Raw genomic sequence first — 16,004 nt, 5'->3', positions numbered from 1 at the left:
AAGCTTGACAGGCCGACGGGTTACGCCGCACATCGCTCGTGTTGCGTGATCCGGTTTTGTTTCAGCGAAGACTTTTTGACTTCGCATGCCGGCGCCAGCGTGTCGGCGAGCCTGTGAGGATATTGATGCTGCGTATGATTGTTATGGGCGTTTCGGGTTCCGGAAAGTCCACTGTCGGTGAGAAGATCGCTGCCGAATTGCAGCTGCCCTTTCTGGAAGGGGATTCCCTCCACCCCAAGGCCAATGTCGATAAAATGTCGGCGGGCATTCCGCTTCAGGATGAAGACCGCTGGCCGTGGCTGGACAAGATCGGCGAACAGCTTGCCGCAGCAAATGATGGCATCGTCGTTTCCTGTTCCGCTTTGAAAAAGACCTATCGCGACCGCTTACGCGCTGCTGCCGGTGCACCGGTTCTGATTATCTTCCTCGATGGAACATTCGAAGTTCTCCACGAGCATATGGGACACCGCACTGGCCATTTCATGCCGGTCGCCATGCTCGAAAGCCAGATCGCGACGTTGGAAAACCCGGTGGGCGAGCCGCTTGTTTTCCGGGCAGACGTTGCCGACCCGGTGGGGAAAATCGTGGCGGAAAGCCTTGCCTGGGTTCGCGCGCAGAAGCTCTGAGCCGTCCTATTTCAGCGGCCAGAAGAACATCAATGTCGGCACGGTTACGATCGCGATGATGATGGAAAGCGGCAGCCCAAGGCGGGAGTAATCACTGAATTTGTAACCCCCCGGTCCCATGACCAGCGTGTTGCATTGATGGCCGATGGGCGTGAGGAAATCGCATCCCGCGCCGATCGCCACCGCCATCAGGAAAGCTTCAGGCCTGAAGCCAAGACCAGCGGCAAAGCTGGTTGCAATGGGTGCCATGACCAGAACCGTGGCGGCATTGTTGAGAAACGGCGTCACCATCATTGCGGCGACCAGGATCAGCGCCAGTGCACCGGCGGGTGGCAGTTGATGACCAATGGTGGCGAGGGCTTCGGCGATCAGATCAGTGCCGCCTGTGGTCCTGAGTGCGTCCGATACGGGTATGAGCGCCGCGAGCATCACCAGAATAGGTCCGTCGATCTCGTCATAAACTTCGTTGAGCGGGATCACCTTAAAAAGCAGCATCGCAACCGCAGCTGCGAAAAACGCAATGGCAACCGGTACGATGCTGAAAGCGGTCGCGCCAATGGCGACAATCAGAATTGCCAGTGGTATCAGGCTCTTGCGGACATTTCCAAGCATCAGCTTGCGCCGCGCCAGAGGCAAAAGCTCGAATTCCGGCAGGAAGGTCGAAAGACTGGCCTGTCTGCCTTGCAGCACCAGCACGTCACCAAAGCGCAGGCGCACTTCGCTCAATCGTTCCGTGATGCGCTCGCCGGGACGACTGACGGCGAGGAGATTGACGTCATAGCGCGCATAAAGCTCGAGCCGTTGCGCCGAAAGATCGACAAGATGGGAATTCTTGCCGATGACGGCTTCAACCACCTCAATGTCGGTCGAGCCGCTCGTGTCTTTCGGGTCGCGATTTTCGGACAGGGTCAGCTTTCCGGCGCTGACAACCGTATCGAGCGCTTTCGGATCGCCTTCCAGCATGACGATATCGTCTTCGGCAAGGACTGTGTCGGGCAGGGGTGTGATGCGCCCTTCCTTGCGGATGATGGCTGTGACCATCGCCTCACCTTCGGCGGGACGGATCAGTTCGGATATCTGCTTGCCTACCAGTGGCGAGGATTTTGAAACACGGGCTTCGGAAGCGTAGTTCTTGATCTTGATCGCTTCGTTGAGCGAAACGTTCTCGCGGGTGCGCTGCGGCACCAGCCAGTAAAAGCACACGAGATAGACGAGGCCGACAGCGGCAAGCACAGCGCCGACCGGCGTGAAATCGAACATGGTGAAAGGTTCGCCGACCATTTCGCCGCGAATACGCGAAACGACGATATTGGGCGAGGTGCCAACTTGCGTCATCAGCCCGCCGAGCAGCGCGCCGAAGGCCATCGGCATCAGGAATGTCGAGGGCGAGACATTGGAGCGGCGGGCAAACTGAAAGGCGACAGGGATCATGATCGCCAGCGCACCGACATTCTTCACGAAGGCGGAAAGAACCGTCACGATGGCGACCAGCACGGCCAGCTGCAATCGAACGCTGTTCATTTCGGGCAGGAACCGCTGGACGGCAAGCTGCATCAGGCCAGAGCGTGCGACGCCCGCGCTAACCACCAGCGCACTGCCGACAATGATGACGATGTCGTCGCTGAAACCGCTGAACGCCTGGTCATAGGGGACGACACCGACCGCGATGGCAAGCAGAAGCGCGCAAAGCGCCACGATGTCGTATCGAAACTTGCCCCAGATAAAAGCCCCCATCATGAGTACGATCACAGCGAAGGACAGTATCTGTTGATGAGTCATTCAGTACGCATTCCCAGAAATGAGAAAATTATTCCCTTTCTGTGTAACGCATAAAATTTCAAACGGAAATTGATTATTCAAGGTGATGTAAACATTGCGCATATAAGAAAAGGCGGCGTCTTGCGCTCTGGTTGCAGAGCGCAAGACTGTTTCAATCAGTCGCCGATACGGCGGCCATTCGCATCAAAAAGATGCACGTTCTGCGCTGAAGCGCCGACCTTCACGACTTCATCGATTGCATGGCCCGAGCGTCCGGCCACGCGGAAGACCAGCGGCTTGCCATCGGAAAGCGAGCCATGGATGAAGCTTTCCGCGCCAACCAGTTCGATAGCGTCAATGCGCACATCGGCGTTGAAGCCATCTGCCGGCGGTTCTCCGGCTTCGATGATGCGAATATCTTCCGGGCGCACGCCGAGCGTGAAACTGCCTGACGGGATAGTGATGGCACTGCCCGGCTGCCACAGCGTGCTTGCGCCGCCTTCCATTAGGTTCATCGACGGGGAACCAATGAAGGTTGCCACAAAGGTCGAAGCAGGCTTTTCGTAAAGCTCGATGGGCGTGCCGACCTGCTCGATATTCCCGGCATTGAGCACGACGAGGCGGTCAGCCATGGTCATGGCTTCCATCTGGTCGTGGGTCACATAAACACTGGTGGTGCCGAGCGAACGTTGCAGGCGCTTGATCTCGACGCGCATCTGAACGCGCAGTTTAGCATCGAGGTTGGAAAGCGGCTCGTCGAACAGGAATGCCGCCGGTTCGCGCACGATGGCGCGGCCCATGGCAACGCGCTGGCGCTGGCCGCCCGAAAGCTGGCGCGGCTTGCGGTCAAGAAACTGCTCGATCTCCAGCGCCTTGGCGGCCTTAGCGATCCGGCGTTCGATCTCGTCTTTCGGCGTTTTGCGGTTTCTAAGGCCATAAGCGAGGTTATCGCGCACCGACATATGCGGATAAAGCGCATAGTTCTGGAACACCATGGCGATGTCGCGTTCGGCTGGCTCGACATCGTTGACCACACGGTCGCCAATGGCAATCGTGCCGCCGGTGATGCCTTCAAGCCCTGCGATCATGCGCAATAATGTGGACTTGCCGCAGCCCGATGGGCCGACGAGAACGACGAATTCCCCATCCTGAATATCCAGTGAAACGCCTTTGATGACTTCAATGCCGGCACCATAGCTCTTGCGGACATTATCAAGAACGATTTTGCTCATTATTTTTCCGTTTCCACGAGACCTTTGACGAACCAGCGCTGCATCAGCACGACAACGAGGATCGGCGGGATGATGGCCAGAATTGCCGTTACCATGACATAGTTCCACGGGGTGGATGCGTCGGCCCAATCGACCATGCGGCGCAGGCCGATGATGATCGTGTTCATTTTCGCATCATTGGTAACGAGCAGCGGCCACAGATACTGGGTCCATCCGTAAATGAAGAGAATGACGAAAAGCGCTGCGATATTCGTCTTCGACAGCGGCAGGAGAATGTCGCGCATGAAGCGGAACGGTCCTGCATTGTCGATGCGCGCGGCTTCGACCAGTTCTCCCGGAATGGTCAGGAAGAACTGCCGGAACAGGAATGTCGCTGTCGCCGATGCCATCAGGGGCAGTGTAAGCCCTGCATAGGTATCGATCAGGCCAAGATCGACGATGACCTTGTAGGTGGGCAGGATGCGCACTTCGACCGGCAGCATCAGCGTCACAAAAATCATCCAGAAAAAGAACATGCGCAGCGGAAAGCGGAAGAAGACAATCGCGAAGGCTGACATGAACGAGATGATGATCTTGCCGATGGCAATCGCCATCGCCACGACGAACGAGTTCCACAAGAGCCGTTCAAGGCTGACGCCGACAACGCGCTCCACGCCGCCGAATATGGCTTCGTTATAGTTCTCGATGAGATTATCGCCGGGCAGGAGCGAGATAGGCGGGCGGATGATTTCCGACGAGCTCATCGTCGAGGCGATGAAGGTGTAATAAATCGGAAAGGCGACGATGATGATCCCGATGATCAGGATCAGGTGGCCGATCAGATTGGAGATAGGGCGTTTTTCGATCATGGCCACCTCGCTCACGAATAATGCACGCGCTTCTCAACGAAGCGGAACTGGAAGGCAGTCAGGGCGATGACGATGGCCATCAGGATGACCGATTGGGCCGACGACGAGCCGAGGTTCAGATTGACGAAGCCATCATTGTAAACCTTGTAGACCAGCGTTTCCGTGGCCTTGGCAGGACCGCCGCCGGTGACGGCATGGATGATGCCGAATGTATCGAAGAAGGCATAGGTCGTGTTGACTACCAGCAGGAAGAACGAAGTCGGTGCCAGCAGTGGAAAGACGATGGTCCAGAAGCGCCGCGCGCCGCGCGCGCCATCGATTGCCGCTGCTTCGATTAAGGACTTAGGAATTGCCTGCAAGCCTGCGACAAAGAACAGGAAATTGTAGGAAATTTGTTTCCATGCCGCCGCGAAAACGACGAGGCCCATGGCCTGATTGCCATCCAGAAGCGGGTCCCATGCGATGCCGTTGCGGCGCAGTATATAGGCGAGTGTACCCATCGCCGGGTTGAACATGAACAGCCACAGCATGCCAGCGACGGCAGGTGCCACGGCATAGGGCCAGATCAGCAATGTGCGATAAAAGGTCTTGCCACGTATGACGCGGTCGGCTGCGGTCGCCAGCAACAAGGCTGCTCCCATGGCCACAAAAGCCGTCAGGACGTTGAAGACAATCGTGACCCTGAAGGAATGCAGATAGTTCGGGTCCGAGAGAACCGCGCTGAAATTTGCCAGCCCTACGAAGGTGGATTTCAGGCCGAACGCGTCTTCACGCATGAAGGACTGATAAATGGCCTGACTGGCGGGCCAGAAGAAGAACACCAGCGTCAGCGCGATTTGCGGCGCCAGCAGGAAATAGGGCAAGATCTTATTGGGGAATGTGACTTTCTGCACGGCGATTTCCTTGCAGGAAACAAAGCCGCCCACTCGATTAAGAGCAGGCGGCATTGCTTGATTTAAAACTTATTGTGCGGCTGCGATCGCATCGTTTCCACGCTTGACAGCGTTTTCTAGCGCGGTCTTCGCGTCCTGCTTGCCGCCGAGCATGGCTTCGAACTCTTCGTTCAGGATATCGCGCACCTGCGGCAGATTGACGAGGCGCACGCCCTTGGAGTTCTCGGTCGGGGCCTTGCCCATCATCTGCAGGATCGGCGTTTCGCGCCCCGGATTCTTTTCATAGAAATCCGACTTCTTGGTTTCTTCGTAAGCCGCCAGCGTCACCGGCAGATAGCCGGACTTCTCGTGCAGCTTGACCTGAATCTTGGTCTGCGACAGGAAGTTGAAGAACTGCGCAATGCCCTTGTACTGGTCGTCGCTGAGGCCAGAGAAAACCCAGAGAGCCGCACCGCCGGGAATGGTGTTCTGAGGCCCATGACCTTCATAATAAGGCAGCTGGCCGATACCGTAATTGATGCCGGATTTGACCACATCGCCGAGACCACCGGACGATTCCGTCAGCATGGCGCATTCGCCCGAGGTGAAGAGCTGCTTTGCTTCCGAGGTGCGACCGCCATAGCGGAAAGTACCATCCTTGGCGAGATCGGCAATCGACTGGAAATGCTGGATGTAGAGCGGGGAATTGATTTCCAGCTTCACATCGGTGCCGCCGAGGCCGTTTTCGTTGGTGCCATAGGGCACGTTGTTCCAGGCTGCGAAGTTTTCGGTCTGGATCCAGGTCAGCCAGGTCGAGGTGAAACCGCAAGCTGCAGCGCCGCTCGTCTTGATCTTTTTGGCGGCTTCAAACACTTCCGGCCAGGTCTTTGGCGGATTGTTCTCATCCAGACCAGCCTTTTTGAAGACATCCTTGTTGTAATATAGGATTGGCGACGAGGAATTATACGGGAAGGACAGCATGGTGCCGTCCGGCTTGGAGTAATAAGCGACGATACCCGGCAGATATTGCGACTTGTCGAACTTGAAGCCGCCCTTTTCCAGCACTTCCGCTGCCGGAACCACAGCGCCCTCTGCGCCCATCATCACGCCACTGCCAGCGTCGAAGACCTGAAGAATTGCCGGCGGCTGCTTGGAACGGAACGCGGCAATGCCAGCGTTCAACGTTTCCGGATAGCTGCCCTTATAGACCGGAACGACCTTGTAGTCGCTCTGGCTTTCGTTGAACTCCTTGGTGAGTTCGTTGATCATTTCGTTGTTGGCGCCGGTCATGCCATGCCACCAGGACAACTCGGTCTGGGCAAATGCCTGCGAACCGATGCAAAGAGCAAGCGCGCCTGTGAGCGCAGAGGTCGAGATCAGACGGGTAAGCATGTTTCCTCCTCGGAGTTGAGGTTGCGTGAATATCAGGAACAGCGAAGCCTGCTCGCGATAACTCCGGAACCTGCATTATCGTTATTACGCTTATATGAATTCAATTTTTAGGGAAGGATCAACCTTCGATTTCACCTATGTCAGAGTAAACCCGAAAATAGTAGCTATCGAAAAGAAAAAAATCGAAAGCCCCGCGAAAAATTGTGAGTGGCTGTGGATTAACTGCGGAAGTTTTATGACGTTACAGGAGACGGGTGTTGCTGTCTTGAGCAAAAAATAAAGGAGGCCCGGAAGGCCTCCTCGATACTTTGTCTGGATTTGCAGGATTGTTTTGGGTCTTATTGGCCCCAGCTGCGCTCCAGCACATCAATCCAGTTTCCATGGGCCAGTTTGACGAGGGATGCATCGTCATAACCATGTGCCCGGAAGGTTTGGATCACACGCTGAAGGTCGGCGACGCTATGCAGGCTGTTCGAGATCGTCGTGCCGTCGAAGTCCGAACCAAGCGCGATGTGATCGATGCCGATGCGGTTGACGATATAGTCGGCATGGCGCACCAGCTCGTTCAGATCGGTATTCGGGTCGCGTTTGCCATCTTCGCGCAGAAAGCCGACGCCGAAATTCAGGCCGACAAGACCACCGGTATCGCGAATGGCGTCCAGCTGCCGGTCGGTGAGATTGCGGCTTTGCTGGCAAAGCGCATGGGCATTGGAGTGCGACGCAACCAGCGGTGCATCGGACAGGGCAGCAATATCCCAGAAGCCTTTTTCATTCATATGGGAAAGATCGACCATGACCTTCAGTTCATTGCAGGCGCGGATCAGCGCCTTGCCGTGATCGGTCAGGCCCGGCCCGATATCGGGCGATGATGGAAAACGGAAGGGAATGCCATGGGCAAAAATATTGGGGCGGCTCCAGACAGGGCCGAGCGTTCGGAGGCCGGCTGCGTGCAGCACATAAAGCGCATCGAGGCTTTCATCGAAAGCTTCCACCCCTTCAATGTGAAAAACGGAAGCAAAGATGCCCTTGGCAAAAGCGTCGCGAATGTCCGCAGCCGTCCGGCAGATGCGGACCTGCCCTTCCGACTTGCGTTCGATGTTCTGCAGAATGGACGCCATGCCCAGCGTCGCCTTCATGGCATCGGGCTGGCTTGGCGTTGGCAGATTGCCGTCGGCGTCAAGCTCACGGGCAGGAGACGGAACATAGACCGCGCATAGTCCACCGCCGAGGCCCCCCTTGCGGGCGCGGGGCAGGTCGATATGCCCGACATCTTCGCCTTCCAGGAAGCGCTTTTCAGGCGTAGGCTTGTTGGAAGACCACAGGCGCAGCAGAACATCATTGTGCCCATCGAATACCGGAATCAATTGTTCTGTCGCCATGTTGGGAGTTTTCCTTCACGCTGATCATTCAGTTCAATGGCGTAGTGGACCCGCTGAGGGCAAATTGCAAACGAGTTTTCTGCGCCATGTGTCTCACACCGTACAGTGAGGCGGTCTTGCGTGGACAAGAGAATCCCATTTATCTGCGGTCGGCTACGATCCCATGCTATGGTGCTGCGATGTTTCTTGAGACAGTGAACATTCGGCATCCGGGATTGTGGAACAGCTCGGCGGCGGGGGAATTGCGCATGCAGGGAGCGTTGAAATGCAAGAGCTGTCTGACGGAGATTTTATGCCAATGCATGCGGACTGGAACGCTGCCTCTCAGGCTGCGAAGGTCTATTCGAGAAGCTGGGCGAAGGATGAGCCCGGCGGTGTGATTATCGGTTTTGATCTGGATGGGGTCAAATTCGCTTATGCGGGCGGGCTGGAAAGTCTCGCGACGGGTGTTCCCTTTACGGCCAATACGGTCGTGCGATACGCGTCCATCACCAAGCACTTGTTCTGCACCATGGTTCTGAGCCATAGCGATGTCATAAGCCTCGATGATCGTCTCGGTGATCATCTGCCGGAACTGCAAAGCCCGCTGGCAGATGTGACCGTGGGTCGTGCGCTGGATATGACTAGCGGCCTGCCCGACACGCGCGAATGCCTGACACTGCTCGGCCTTTCCGTCTATACGCAGACCGAGGCAAACCAGCTTCTGGATTTTCTCGCATCGCTGACGCGGCTCAATTTTGAAGCAGGCAGCGAAATTTCCTATTCCAATACCGGCTATCGGCTGGTGGAAGCCGCGCTGGAACGCAAAGGCTTAAGCTTTCGCGATTTCATAAAGGCCAAAGTTGCGGCGCCGCTTGGCCTTTCGATCGATGCGCCCGATCTGTGGAACGATCCGATCAAGGGATTGGCGCCGGGTTACTTTCAGGCGGGCGACAAGTGGCAATTGAGCGCTGCTGGCTTGCATCTTTCCGCTTCGGGTTGTCTGGTCGGCAGCGGCATGGCCTTGACGATCTGGGCGCAAGCGCTTCTGGAAGGCGAGGGTGCTTACAGGGGATTACTCGCAAAACTCTCTGCGGAACGCACCCTGTCGAACGGACGTCCGACCGGCTATGGTCTGGGCCTGCGCTGGAACGGCGTGGACGGACGGGCATTTGTCGGCCATGGCGGTTCGCATCCCGGTTACAAGAGCTATTTTCTGCTCGATCCGCTTGCGAAAAGCGGCATGGTTGTTGTGTCCAACCGGGAAGACGCCGACACTTATAGGATCGCGCGCGATTGTATGGCCGCCCTCTATAGTTTGCAGCTGCCCGATACCGATTGCACGATCCCGGACGGATTGTACGTTGCCGAAACCGGGTCGCTATGGCTGGAAATGCGCAATGGCGTCGCCAATTGCCTTGATGCCCAAGAAACGCTCTACAGCGTTGGTGATGGCTGGTTCTCGTCCCTTTCTGCGTCGTCGCCGGTCAAGCTGCGCTGGACGGGTGACGTGCTGGAAGGTGAAATCGGCTATGCCCCGTGTCGCCTGAATCCGGCATCGGTGTCGCCTGCCGGAAGAGAACTGGATGGCCACTGGCAGGCATCGGCTTATGGCGCCAGTTTCGATATCAGGGACGGGCATGTCATTTGGGGGATCGGTCCCACACGCCGCGCCATACCGCTGGAAGACATGGGCAATGGACGGGCGCTCTTCACGCTGCAAGACGGCCCGTGGACGCGGCGTATATGTCTGCACCAGCTCGACGGTAATCGTCTCGAACTGGTTTTGAGCCGCAGCCGCATCATGGAATATCGCCGCTGACAACGCGGTATTGTTATCGACGGCGCGGCGGAAGGGCGACCTTACCGCCGCGTCTTGCATTATGATAACCTCTTTCGAATTGATTCAGTTGTGAATGGAGTAAGCGATGCTGGAACGGATGATCGATCAAGGCGTGGGCCGCGAGCCTGCCGATATCGTGCTGAAGGGTGGCCGCTTCTTCGATCTTGTCACCGGCGAGCTGGTGGAAAGCGATATTGCAATCTGCGGGGATCGCATTGTCGGCACGTTCGGGACCTATTCCGGCAAGCAGGAAATCGACATTTCGGGGCGCATCGTCGTGCCGGGCTTTATCGATACGCATCTGCACATCGAATCCTCGCACATTACGCCGCATGAATTCGATCGCTGCGTACTGCCGCAAGGCGTGACGACGGTGATCTGCGACCCCCATGAGATCGCCAATGTTCTGGGCGCGGAGGGCATCAAATTCTTTCTCGACAGCGCGGTCGAAACCGTGATGGATATCCGCGTTCAGCTGTCAAGCTGCGTGCCTGCCACGCATATGGAAACGGCGGGTGCGGAACTGCTGATCGGCGATCTTCTGCCCTTCGCGGATCATCCAAAGGTGATCGGTCTGGCCGAGTTCATGAATTTTCCGGGTGTTCTGGCCAAAGACCCCGAATGCATGGCCAAACTCAAAGCATTTCAGGGGCGACACATCGACGGTCATGCACCACTGCTGCGCGGCAAGGACCTGAACGGCTACATTTCCGTCGGCATTCGTACCGAACATGAGGCGACAAGCGCCGAAGAAGCGCTGGAGAAGATGCGCAAGGGCATGCATGTTCTGGTCCGCGAAGGTTCGGTTTCCAAGGACCTCAAGGCGCTGATGCCGATCATCACCGAGCGCCACGCGCAGTTTCTGGCGCTTTGCACCGACGACCGCAATCCGCTGGATATCGCTGATCAGGGCCATCTCGATTATCTGATCCGCACCGCTATTGCGGGCGGCGTGTCGCCTTTGGCCATCTATCGTGCAGCCAGTGTTTCGGCGGCCCGCTCGTTTGGCCTCTTTGACCGTGGGCTGGTGGCGCCGGGACAGCGCGCCGATCTCGTGATCGTGGACAGTCTGGAAGGTTGCCATGCCGAGATCGTCCTCTCGGCAGGACGCGTGGTTTCGGAAGAACTTTTTGCCCAGCGCAAGACAATCGCCGAAGTGGGGCGCAACAGCGTGAAGGCGCAGCGTGTCAGTGCTGCCAATTTCCGTTCGCATTCCAACAGCGGCAAGACGCGCGCCATTGGCATCATTCCCGGCAAGATCATCACCGAAAGCCTCGAATTCGAGCTGAAAGTCGGACCGAAGGGTGTTGAACCCGATCTCGAACAGGATGTTGTGAAAATCGCGGTGGTTGAGCGCCACGGCAAGAATGGCAATATCGCCACCGGTTTTGTGCATGGTTTCGGGTTGAAAGCGGGAGCCATTGCTTCAACTGTCAGCCATGACAGCCACAATATTTGTGCCGTCGGCACATCGGACGAGGATATTGCAGTCGCCGCTAACCGGCTTGGCGAGATCGAAGGCGGTTTCGTCGTGGTTCGCGATGGCAAGGTGCTGGCTGAACTGCCATTGCCGATTGCCGGACTGATGAGCGACCAGCCTTATGAGGTGGTGCGGGAGGAATTGCGCAAGCTGCGCCATGCTGCCGAAGAACTGGGCTCGGTTCTGGAAGAACCATTCCTGCAACTGGCCTTTGTCGCGCTGCCGGTTATCCCACATCTGAAAATCACAGATCGCGGTCTGGTGGACGTGGACAAGTTCGAATTTGTCGGCAACTGAGCACAAGCTCAGTTTTGCTGGCGGGCGCTGAATCTGTTCGAAAGGAAACCCAGAAAAGCAAAAATCCCGGACGAAGCCGGGATTTTGATCGTTGCCTTGCTGGAAACTGGAGCGGGCGAAGGGATTCGAACCCTCGACCCCAACCTTGGCAAGGTTGTGCTCTACCCCTGAGCTACACCCGCTCGCGCCAGTTTCGACCTGAAAACGTTTCCGAAGGAAGTCGTTTCCGTCAGGCAGGCGCTATATGGACTAAGGCATTTCGGAATGCAACAGGGAAATTACAATAAAATGTCGTTTTCCGGAGATTGTCCAAAGTTCGGTTCGGGTGGTTACAGCCGTGCATGCCATGGTCTATAAACCTGAACGGAACAATTTGAATATTGAATGGAAATGGGTGGAATCATGGCTTTGTCGCCGAAGGAGCTTCTCGACTATCTGCAAAATCTCGGTATCGAGGTGACGACCGTGGAACACCCGCCTTTGTTCACGGTTGCGGATTCTCAAGGCTTGCGTGGCGAAATTCCCGGCGGACACACCAAAAACCTGTTCCTGAAGGACAAGAAGGACAATTTCTTTCTCGTGACCGTGGAGGAAGATGCCGTGGTCGATCTGAAGTCGATCCATCAGGTGATCGGTGCGGCAAGCCGCGTTTCGTTTGGCAAACCGGAAAAGCTGCTGGAATATCTGGGTGTCATTCCGGGATCGGTGACAGTGTTCGGCGCGATCAACGACCGCGACCACAATGTTCAGGTCGTCATCGATGCGGATCTGATGAAATATGATGTCATCAACGGACACCCGCTGACCAACGAAGCCACCACCTCGATCCGGCGCGAAGACCTCATCGCCTTCCTGAAATCGACCGGTCACGAACCACGTATCCTTGCAGTATCAGAAGGTGCGAAGGCAGACGCAACGGTATAGACTACGCGTCTTGAAATCCGCCGGAACAGATACAAATTGACAAGCACGAACTGAAAAGATCGACACCGGCCTTGATGCGGGGTGCATGAACAGGGCCGGAAGATATGAGGAATATTCCATGACCAGCCAGAACAATCCTTACGCCAATACGGGCGGCCAGATGACGGCAAATGTTTCTTTCGGTTCGGCGCCGGCACCCGTGGGCGGGGCGGATCTGATCAAGGATACGACGACTGCGGCATTTCAGACCGATGTGCTGGCCGAATCGCGCCAGCAGCCGGTTCTGGTCGATTTTTGGGCTCCGTGGTGCGGGCCCTGCAAGCAGCTGACGCCGATTATCGAAAAGGCCGTCAAGGAAGCGGGCGGAGCAGTCAAGCTCGTCAAGATGAACATCGACGATCACCCGTCCATTCCGGGCCAGCTTGGCATTCAGTCCATCCCGGCGGTTATCGCCTTCGTCAACGGCCAGCCGGTCGATGGCTTCATGGGCGCATTGCCGGAATCGAAGGTGAAGGAATTCATCGCCAAGATCGGCGGGCCAAGCGATCAGGAAAGCGCGATTGCCGAGGCGGTAACAGCCGGGCAGGAACTGCTTGAATCCGGCGATTACGTTCAGGCTGGTGAGATTTTCAGTTCCATTCTTCAGGCCGCGCCCGACAATGTCGATGCGATTGTCGGTCTGGCATCCTGCGTTCTGGAATCGGGCGATGCCGAACAGGCACGCGAAATTCTGGCCGCCATTCCTGCCGATAAGCAGAATGCCGTATCGGTGCGCGCGCTCGAAGCCAAGCTGGCGCTTGCCGATCAGGTCAAGCTGATTGGTGACCCGGTTGAATTGGAAAAGCGTCTTCAGGCTGATCCGCAGGATTATCAGGCGCGTTTCGATCTGGCGCAGGTGCGCAATGCACAGGGTCGTCGCGACGATGCCGCCAACGAACTGCTGGCCATCATGAAGGCCGACCGCAGCTGGAACGAGGATGGCGCGCGTAAGCAACTGCTCCAGTTCTTCGAAGCATGGGGCAATACGGACCCGGCGACGCTTTCGGCCCGCCGGAAGCTGTCTTCGCTGCTGTTTTCGTAGGCGATAAAGGCGGCGGGAAATCTGACTGTCAGGATGCTGCGCGCGTGGATTGCGCGAAGCATCCCAAAGGAGGTTGCAATGCAAGTGGGTAATGCCCGCTACAGAACGGGTTCCGACATTCCGGACCTGGTTCCGATATTTCCGCTGAAAGGTGCCCTGCTTTTGCCCGGCGGCCAACTGCCGCTGAACATATTCGAGCCGCGTTATCTGGCGATGGTGGAAAACGCGCTTGCCGGCAAGCGGATCATCGGCATGATCCAGCCGCAGATCGATGACGAAGACGACGACGAGGGCGTCAATGAACTGGACGAAAGCCTTCGTCCGCCGCTGAGCAGTATTGGGTGTCTCGGTCGCATAACGACCTATGCGGAGACCGGCGACGGACGGCTTCTGATCACGCTTCAGGGCATTTGCCGTTTCCGTATCAAGGAGGAGGTCAATTGCCGTCAGCCTTATCGCCAGTGCCGGATCATGCCGTTTCTGGCCGATTTGGAAGAGGCGCGCGACACGGCTGATATCGACCGTGAAGCGCTGCTTCGTGCCTTCCGCGACTATCTGGAAGCGCATAATCTGGAAGCCGACTGGGAAAGCATCTCCCGCGCCGGAAATGAAACGCTCGTCAATGCGCTGTCGATCATGTCGCCCTTTGGGCCTGCCGAAAAGCAGGCATTGCTGGAGGCGCCCGACCTCAAGACGCGTGCTGCGACGCTGATTGCCATTACGGAAATGGTGCTGGCGAAAGTGAAAGACGACGATTACGGATCGCGCCTGCAATGATCCGGAGGATATGAAATGGTGAATGATAAAACCGAAACCGGCAGCATCGATGTGCGCCTTCTGGAACTGCTTGTCTGTCCGCTGACCAAAGGCGCGCTGGAATATGACGCAGAGCACAGCGAACTGATTTCGCGCAAGGCAAAGCTTGCCTATCCGGTGCGCGGCGGCATACCCATCATGCTGCCATCCGAAGCGCGGACGCTCGTGGACTGAGCGTCAGCTTCGGTTATTTAATTTCTGCACAAGCCTCGATCTTTTTCATAAGTTTCATGTCTGCTGATTGTTGCCTGCCACGCAACAGGGCTCTATAACCCTCCCGGAACTTTGAAAAACAATTTCGGAAGACGCCCGGTTTTTCGTAATTGTGCATTGAAAAACAGAGGCTTGGCATTATGGCAACCAGAAAACTTCTTCTCCTGCCCGGCGATGGCATCGGTCCCGAGGCCATGGCGGAAGTCCGCAAGATCATCGCTTACCTCAATTCGGACCTCAAGCTCGGCTTTGAAACCGAGGAAGGTCTGGTTGGCGGCTGCGCTTACGACGCGCACGGTCAGGCGATTTCGGATGCCGATATGGAGAAGGCGCTGGCAGCTGATGCCACGCTGTTTGGCGCTGTTGGCGGCCCGAAGTGGGATAGCGTGCCTTATGAAGTGCGCCCAGAAGCTGGCCTTTTGCGCCTGCGCAAGGACATGCAGCTTTACGCAAACTTGCGTCCGGCCATTTGCTATCCGGCGCTCGCACATTCCTCTTCGCTGAAGCCGGAAGTGATCGAAGGCCTCGACATTTTGATCCTGCGCGAATTGACCGGCGGCGTTTACTTCGGCGAGCCGAAGGAAATCATCGACCTCGGCAACGGCCAGAAGCGCGGGATCGACACGCAGGTTTATGACACCTACGAAATCGAACGCATAACCGATGTGGCTTTTGAGCTGGCGCGCACGCGCCGCAACAAGGTCACCTCGATGGAAAAGCGCAATGTGATGAAGTCGGGCGTGCTCTGGAATCAGGTCGTCACCGCGCGTCACAAGGAAAAGCATTCCGACGTGGAACTGGAACACATGCTGGCCGACGCTGGCGGCATGCAGCTTGTCCGCTGGCCGAAGCAGTTCGACGTCATCGTGACCGACAATCTGTTCGGTGACATGCTGTCCGACGTCGCTGCCATGCTGACCGGTTCGCTCGGCATGTTGCCGTCGGCTTCGCTTGGCGCAGTCGATGCCAAGACCGGCAAGCGCAAGGCGCTTTACGAGCCGGTCCATGGCTCCGCACCGGATATCGCTGGCAAGGGCATTGCAAACCCGATCGCCATGATCGCGTCGCTGGCCATGTGCCTGCGCTATTCGTTCAATCTGGTTGCCGAAGCCGACCGTCTGGAAGCTGCAATCGCCGGTGTTCTGGACGATGGCATCCGCACGGCGGACATCTGGTCGGAAGGCACGACCAAGGTTGGCACCACCGAAATGGGTGATGCGATCCTCGCCAAATTCAAGGCGCTTTCGGCTTAATCGCCCGCTGA

The 16,004-nt window shown here is 57.0% G+C and carries 14 protein-coding genes and 1 tRNA gene; 8 read left to right on the top strand and 7 right to left on the bottom strand.

Annotated elements, in window-relative coordinates:
- The first annotated feature begins 125 nt into the window (after positions 1–125).
- Positions 126–626, top strand: a complete 501-nt coding sequence (locus FIC94_RS02875) for a gluconokinase (RefSeq protein WP_109367276.1) — start codon at positions 126–128, stop codon at positions 624–626.
- A 6-nt stretch (positions 627–632) separates the two neighbouring features.
- Here the strand turns inward: FIC94_RS02875 and FIC94_RS02870 are convergent, their stop codons facing one another.
- From FIC94_RS02870 to FIC94_RS02845, 6 genes are all read right to left on the bottom strand, one after another.
- Positions 633–2,405 (bottom strand): SLC13 family permease, encoded by a 1,773-nt coding sequence (locus FIC94_RS02870; protein WP_140023848.1) that lies wholly within the window; start codon positions 2,403–2,405, stop codon positions 633–635.
- A gap of 155 nt (positions 2,406–2,560) precedes the next feature.
- Positions 2,561–3,616 (bottom strand): sn-glycerol-3-phosphate import ATP-binding protein UgpC, encoded by a 1,056-nt coding sequence (locus FIC94_RS02865; protein ID WP_109367278.1) that lies wholly within the window; start codon positions 3,614–3,616, stop codon positions 2,561–2,563.
- A complete protein-coding gene (gene ugpE / locus FIC94_RS02860; RefSeq protein ID WP_121538360.1) occupies positions 3,616–4,464 on the bottom strand; it encodes a sn-glycerol-3-phosphate ABC transporter permease UgpE in 849 nt (282 codons plus the stop codon). Before ugpE ends, FIC94_RS02865 begins: the two co-directional genes overlap by 1 nt.
- Positions 4,465–4,475: 11 nt before the next feature.
- Complete coding sequence (ugpA, locus tag FIC94_RS02855) at positions 4,476–5,357, bottom strand: sn-glycerol-3-phosphate ABC transporter permease UgpA (protein ID WP_109367974.1); 882 nt, start codon at positions 5,355–5,357, stop codon at positions 4,476–4,478.
- Between the two features lie 69 nt (positions 5,358–5,426).
- On the bottom strand, positions 5,427–6,728 hold the full coding sequence (gene ugpB, locus FIC94_RS02850) for a sn-glycerol-3-phosphate ABC transporter substrate-binding protein UgpB (protein ID WP_180917884.1): 1,302 nt from the start codon (positions 6,726–6,728) through the stop codon (positions 5,427–5,429).
- A gap of 338 nt (positions 6,729–7,066) precedes the next feature.
- Complete coding sequence (locus FIC94_RS02845; protein WP_140023847.1) at positions 7,067–8,107, bottom strand: dipeptidase; 1,041 nt, start codon at positions 8,105–8,107, stop codon at positions 7,067–7,069.
- Positions 8,108–8,399: 292 nt separating this feature from the next.
- Between FIC94_RS02845 and FIC94_RS02840 the strand changes: the two genes are divergently transcribed.
- Entirely contained in the window at positions 8,400–9,908 is a 1,509-nt protein-coding gene (locus tag FIC94_RS02840) for a serine hydrolase domain-containing protein (RefSeq protein ID WP_140023846.1), read from the top strand.
- A gap of 106 nt (positions 9,909–10,014) precedes the next feature.
- Entirely contained in the window at positions 10,015–11,706 is a 1,692-nt protein-coding gene (ade, locus tag FIC94_RS02835; protein ID WP_140023845.1) for an adenine deaminase, read from the top strand.
- A 107-nt stretch (positions 11,707–11,813) separates the two neighbouring features.
- Here the strand turns inward: ade and FIC94_RS02830 are convergent.
- A tRNA-Gly gene (locus FIC94_RS02830) sits at positions 11,814–11,888 on the bottom strand.
- Positions 11,889–12,108: 220 nt separating this feature from the next.
- Here FIC94_RS02830 and FIC94_RS02825 point away from each other — a divergent pair.
- From FIC94_RS02825 to leuB, 5 genes are all read left to right on the top strand, one after another.
- On the top strand, positions 12,109–12,630 hold the full coding sequence (locus FIC94_RS02825; protein ID WP_109367976.1) for a prolyl-tRNA synthetase associated domain-containing protein: 522 nt from the start codon (positions 12,109–12,111) through the stop codon (positions 12,628–12,630).
- A 118-nt stretch (positions 12,631–12,748) separates the two neighbouring features.
- A complete protein-coding gene (trxA, locus tag FIC94_RS02820) occupies positions 12,749–13,711 on the top strand; it encodes a thioredoxin (protein ID WP_140023844.1) in 963 nt (320 codons plus the stop codon).
- Positions 13,712–13,789: 78 nt separating this feature from the next.
- The gene (locus tag FIC94_RS02815; RefSeq protein ID WP_140023843.1) at positions 13,790–14,488 is read left to right on the top strand and encodes an LON peptidase substrate-binding domain-containing protein; all 699 of its coding nucleotides are present in this window, start codon (positions 13,790–13,792) and stop codon (positions 14,486–14,488) included.
- Positions 14,489–14,506: 18 nt separating this feature from the next.
- Positions 14,507–14,701: a Trm112 family protein gene (locus FIC94_RS02810; protein ID WP_109367978.1), complete on the top strand. Its 195-nt coding sequence runs from the start codon at positions 14,507–14,509 to the stop codon at positions 14,699–14,701.
- 179 nt (positions 14,702–14,880) lie between these two features.
- Positions 14,881–15,993 carry a 3-isopropylmalate dehydrogenase gene (gene leuB / locus FIC94_RS02805; RefSeq protein WP_078336896.1) on the top strand — a complete coding sequence of 371 codons (1,113 nt, stop codon included), beginning with the start codon at positions 14,881–14,883 and terminating at the stop codon, positions 15,991–15,993.
- Positions 15,994–16,004: the final 11 nt, after the last annotated feature.

This window comes from Ochrobactrum teleogrylli (assembly GCF_006376685.1).
In the GTDB taxonomy this organism is placed as follows: domain Bacteria; phylum Pseudomonadota; class Alphaproteobacteria; order Rhizobiales; family Rhizobiaceae; genus Brucella; species Brucella teleogrylli.
The sequence above is the reverse complement of the archived record's forward strand: the minus strand, read 5'-3'. Positions and strand labels throughout refer to the sequence as shown.

Bases quoted from the DNA above. Each gene is read 5' to 3' on its own strand.
- FIC94_RS02875 (WP_109367276.1), top strand. From the start codon at position 126: ATGCTGCGTATGATTGTTATGGGCGTTTCGGGTTCCGGAAAGTCCACT.
- FIC94_RS02870 (WP_140023848.1), bottom strand. From the start codon at position 2,405: ATGACTCATCAACAGATACTGTCCTTCGCTGTGATCGTACTCATGATG.
- FIC94_RS02865 (WP_109367278.1), bottom strand. From the start codon at position 3,616: ATGAGCAAAATCGTTCTTGATAATGTCCGCAAGAGCTATGGTGCCGGC.
- ugpE (WP_121538360.1), bottom strand. From the start codon at position 4,464: ATGATCGAAAAACGCCCTATCTCCAATCTGATCGGCCACCTGATCCTG.
- ugpB (WP_180917884.1), bottom strand. From the start codon at position 6,728: ATGCTTACCCGTCTGATCTCGACCTCTGCGCTCACAGGCGCGCTTGCT.
- FIC94_RS02845 (WP_140023847.1), bottom strand. From the start codon at position 8,107: ATGGCGACAGAACAATTGATTCCGGTATTCGATGGGCACAATGATGTT.
- FIC94_RS02840 (WP_140023846.1), top strand. From the start codon at position 8,400: ATGCCAATGCATGCGGACTGGAACGCTGCCTCTCAGGCTGCGAAGGTC.
- ade (WP_140023845.1), top strand. From the start codon at position 10,015: ATGCTGGAACGGATGATCGATCAAGGCGTGGGCCGCGAGCCTGCCGAT.
- FIC94_RS02825 (WP_109367976.1), top strand. From the start codon at position 12,109: ATGGCTTTGTCGCCGAAGGAGCTTCTCGACTATCTGCAAAATCTCGGT.
- trxA (WP_140023844.1), top strand. From the start codon at position 12,749: ATGACCAGCCAGAACAATCCTTACGCCAATACGGGCGGCCAGATGACG.
- FIC94_RS02815 (WP_140023843.1), top strand. From the start codon at position 13,790: ATGCAAGTGGGTAATGCCCGCTACAGAACGGGTTCCGACATTCCGGAC.
- leuB (WP_078336896.1), top strand. From the start codon at position 14,881: ATGGCAACCAGAAAACTTCTTCTCCTGCCCGGCGATGGCATCGGTCCC.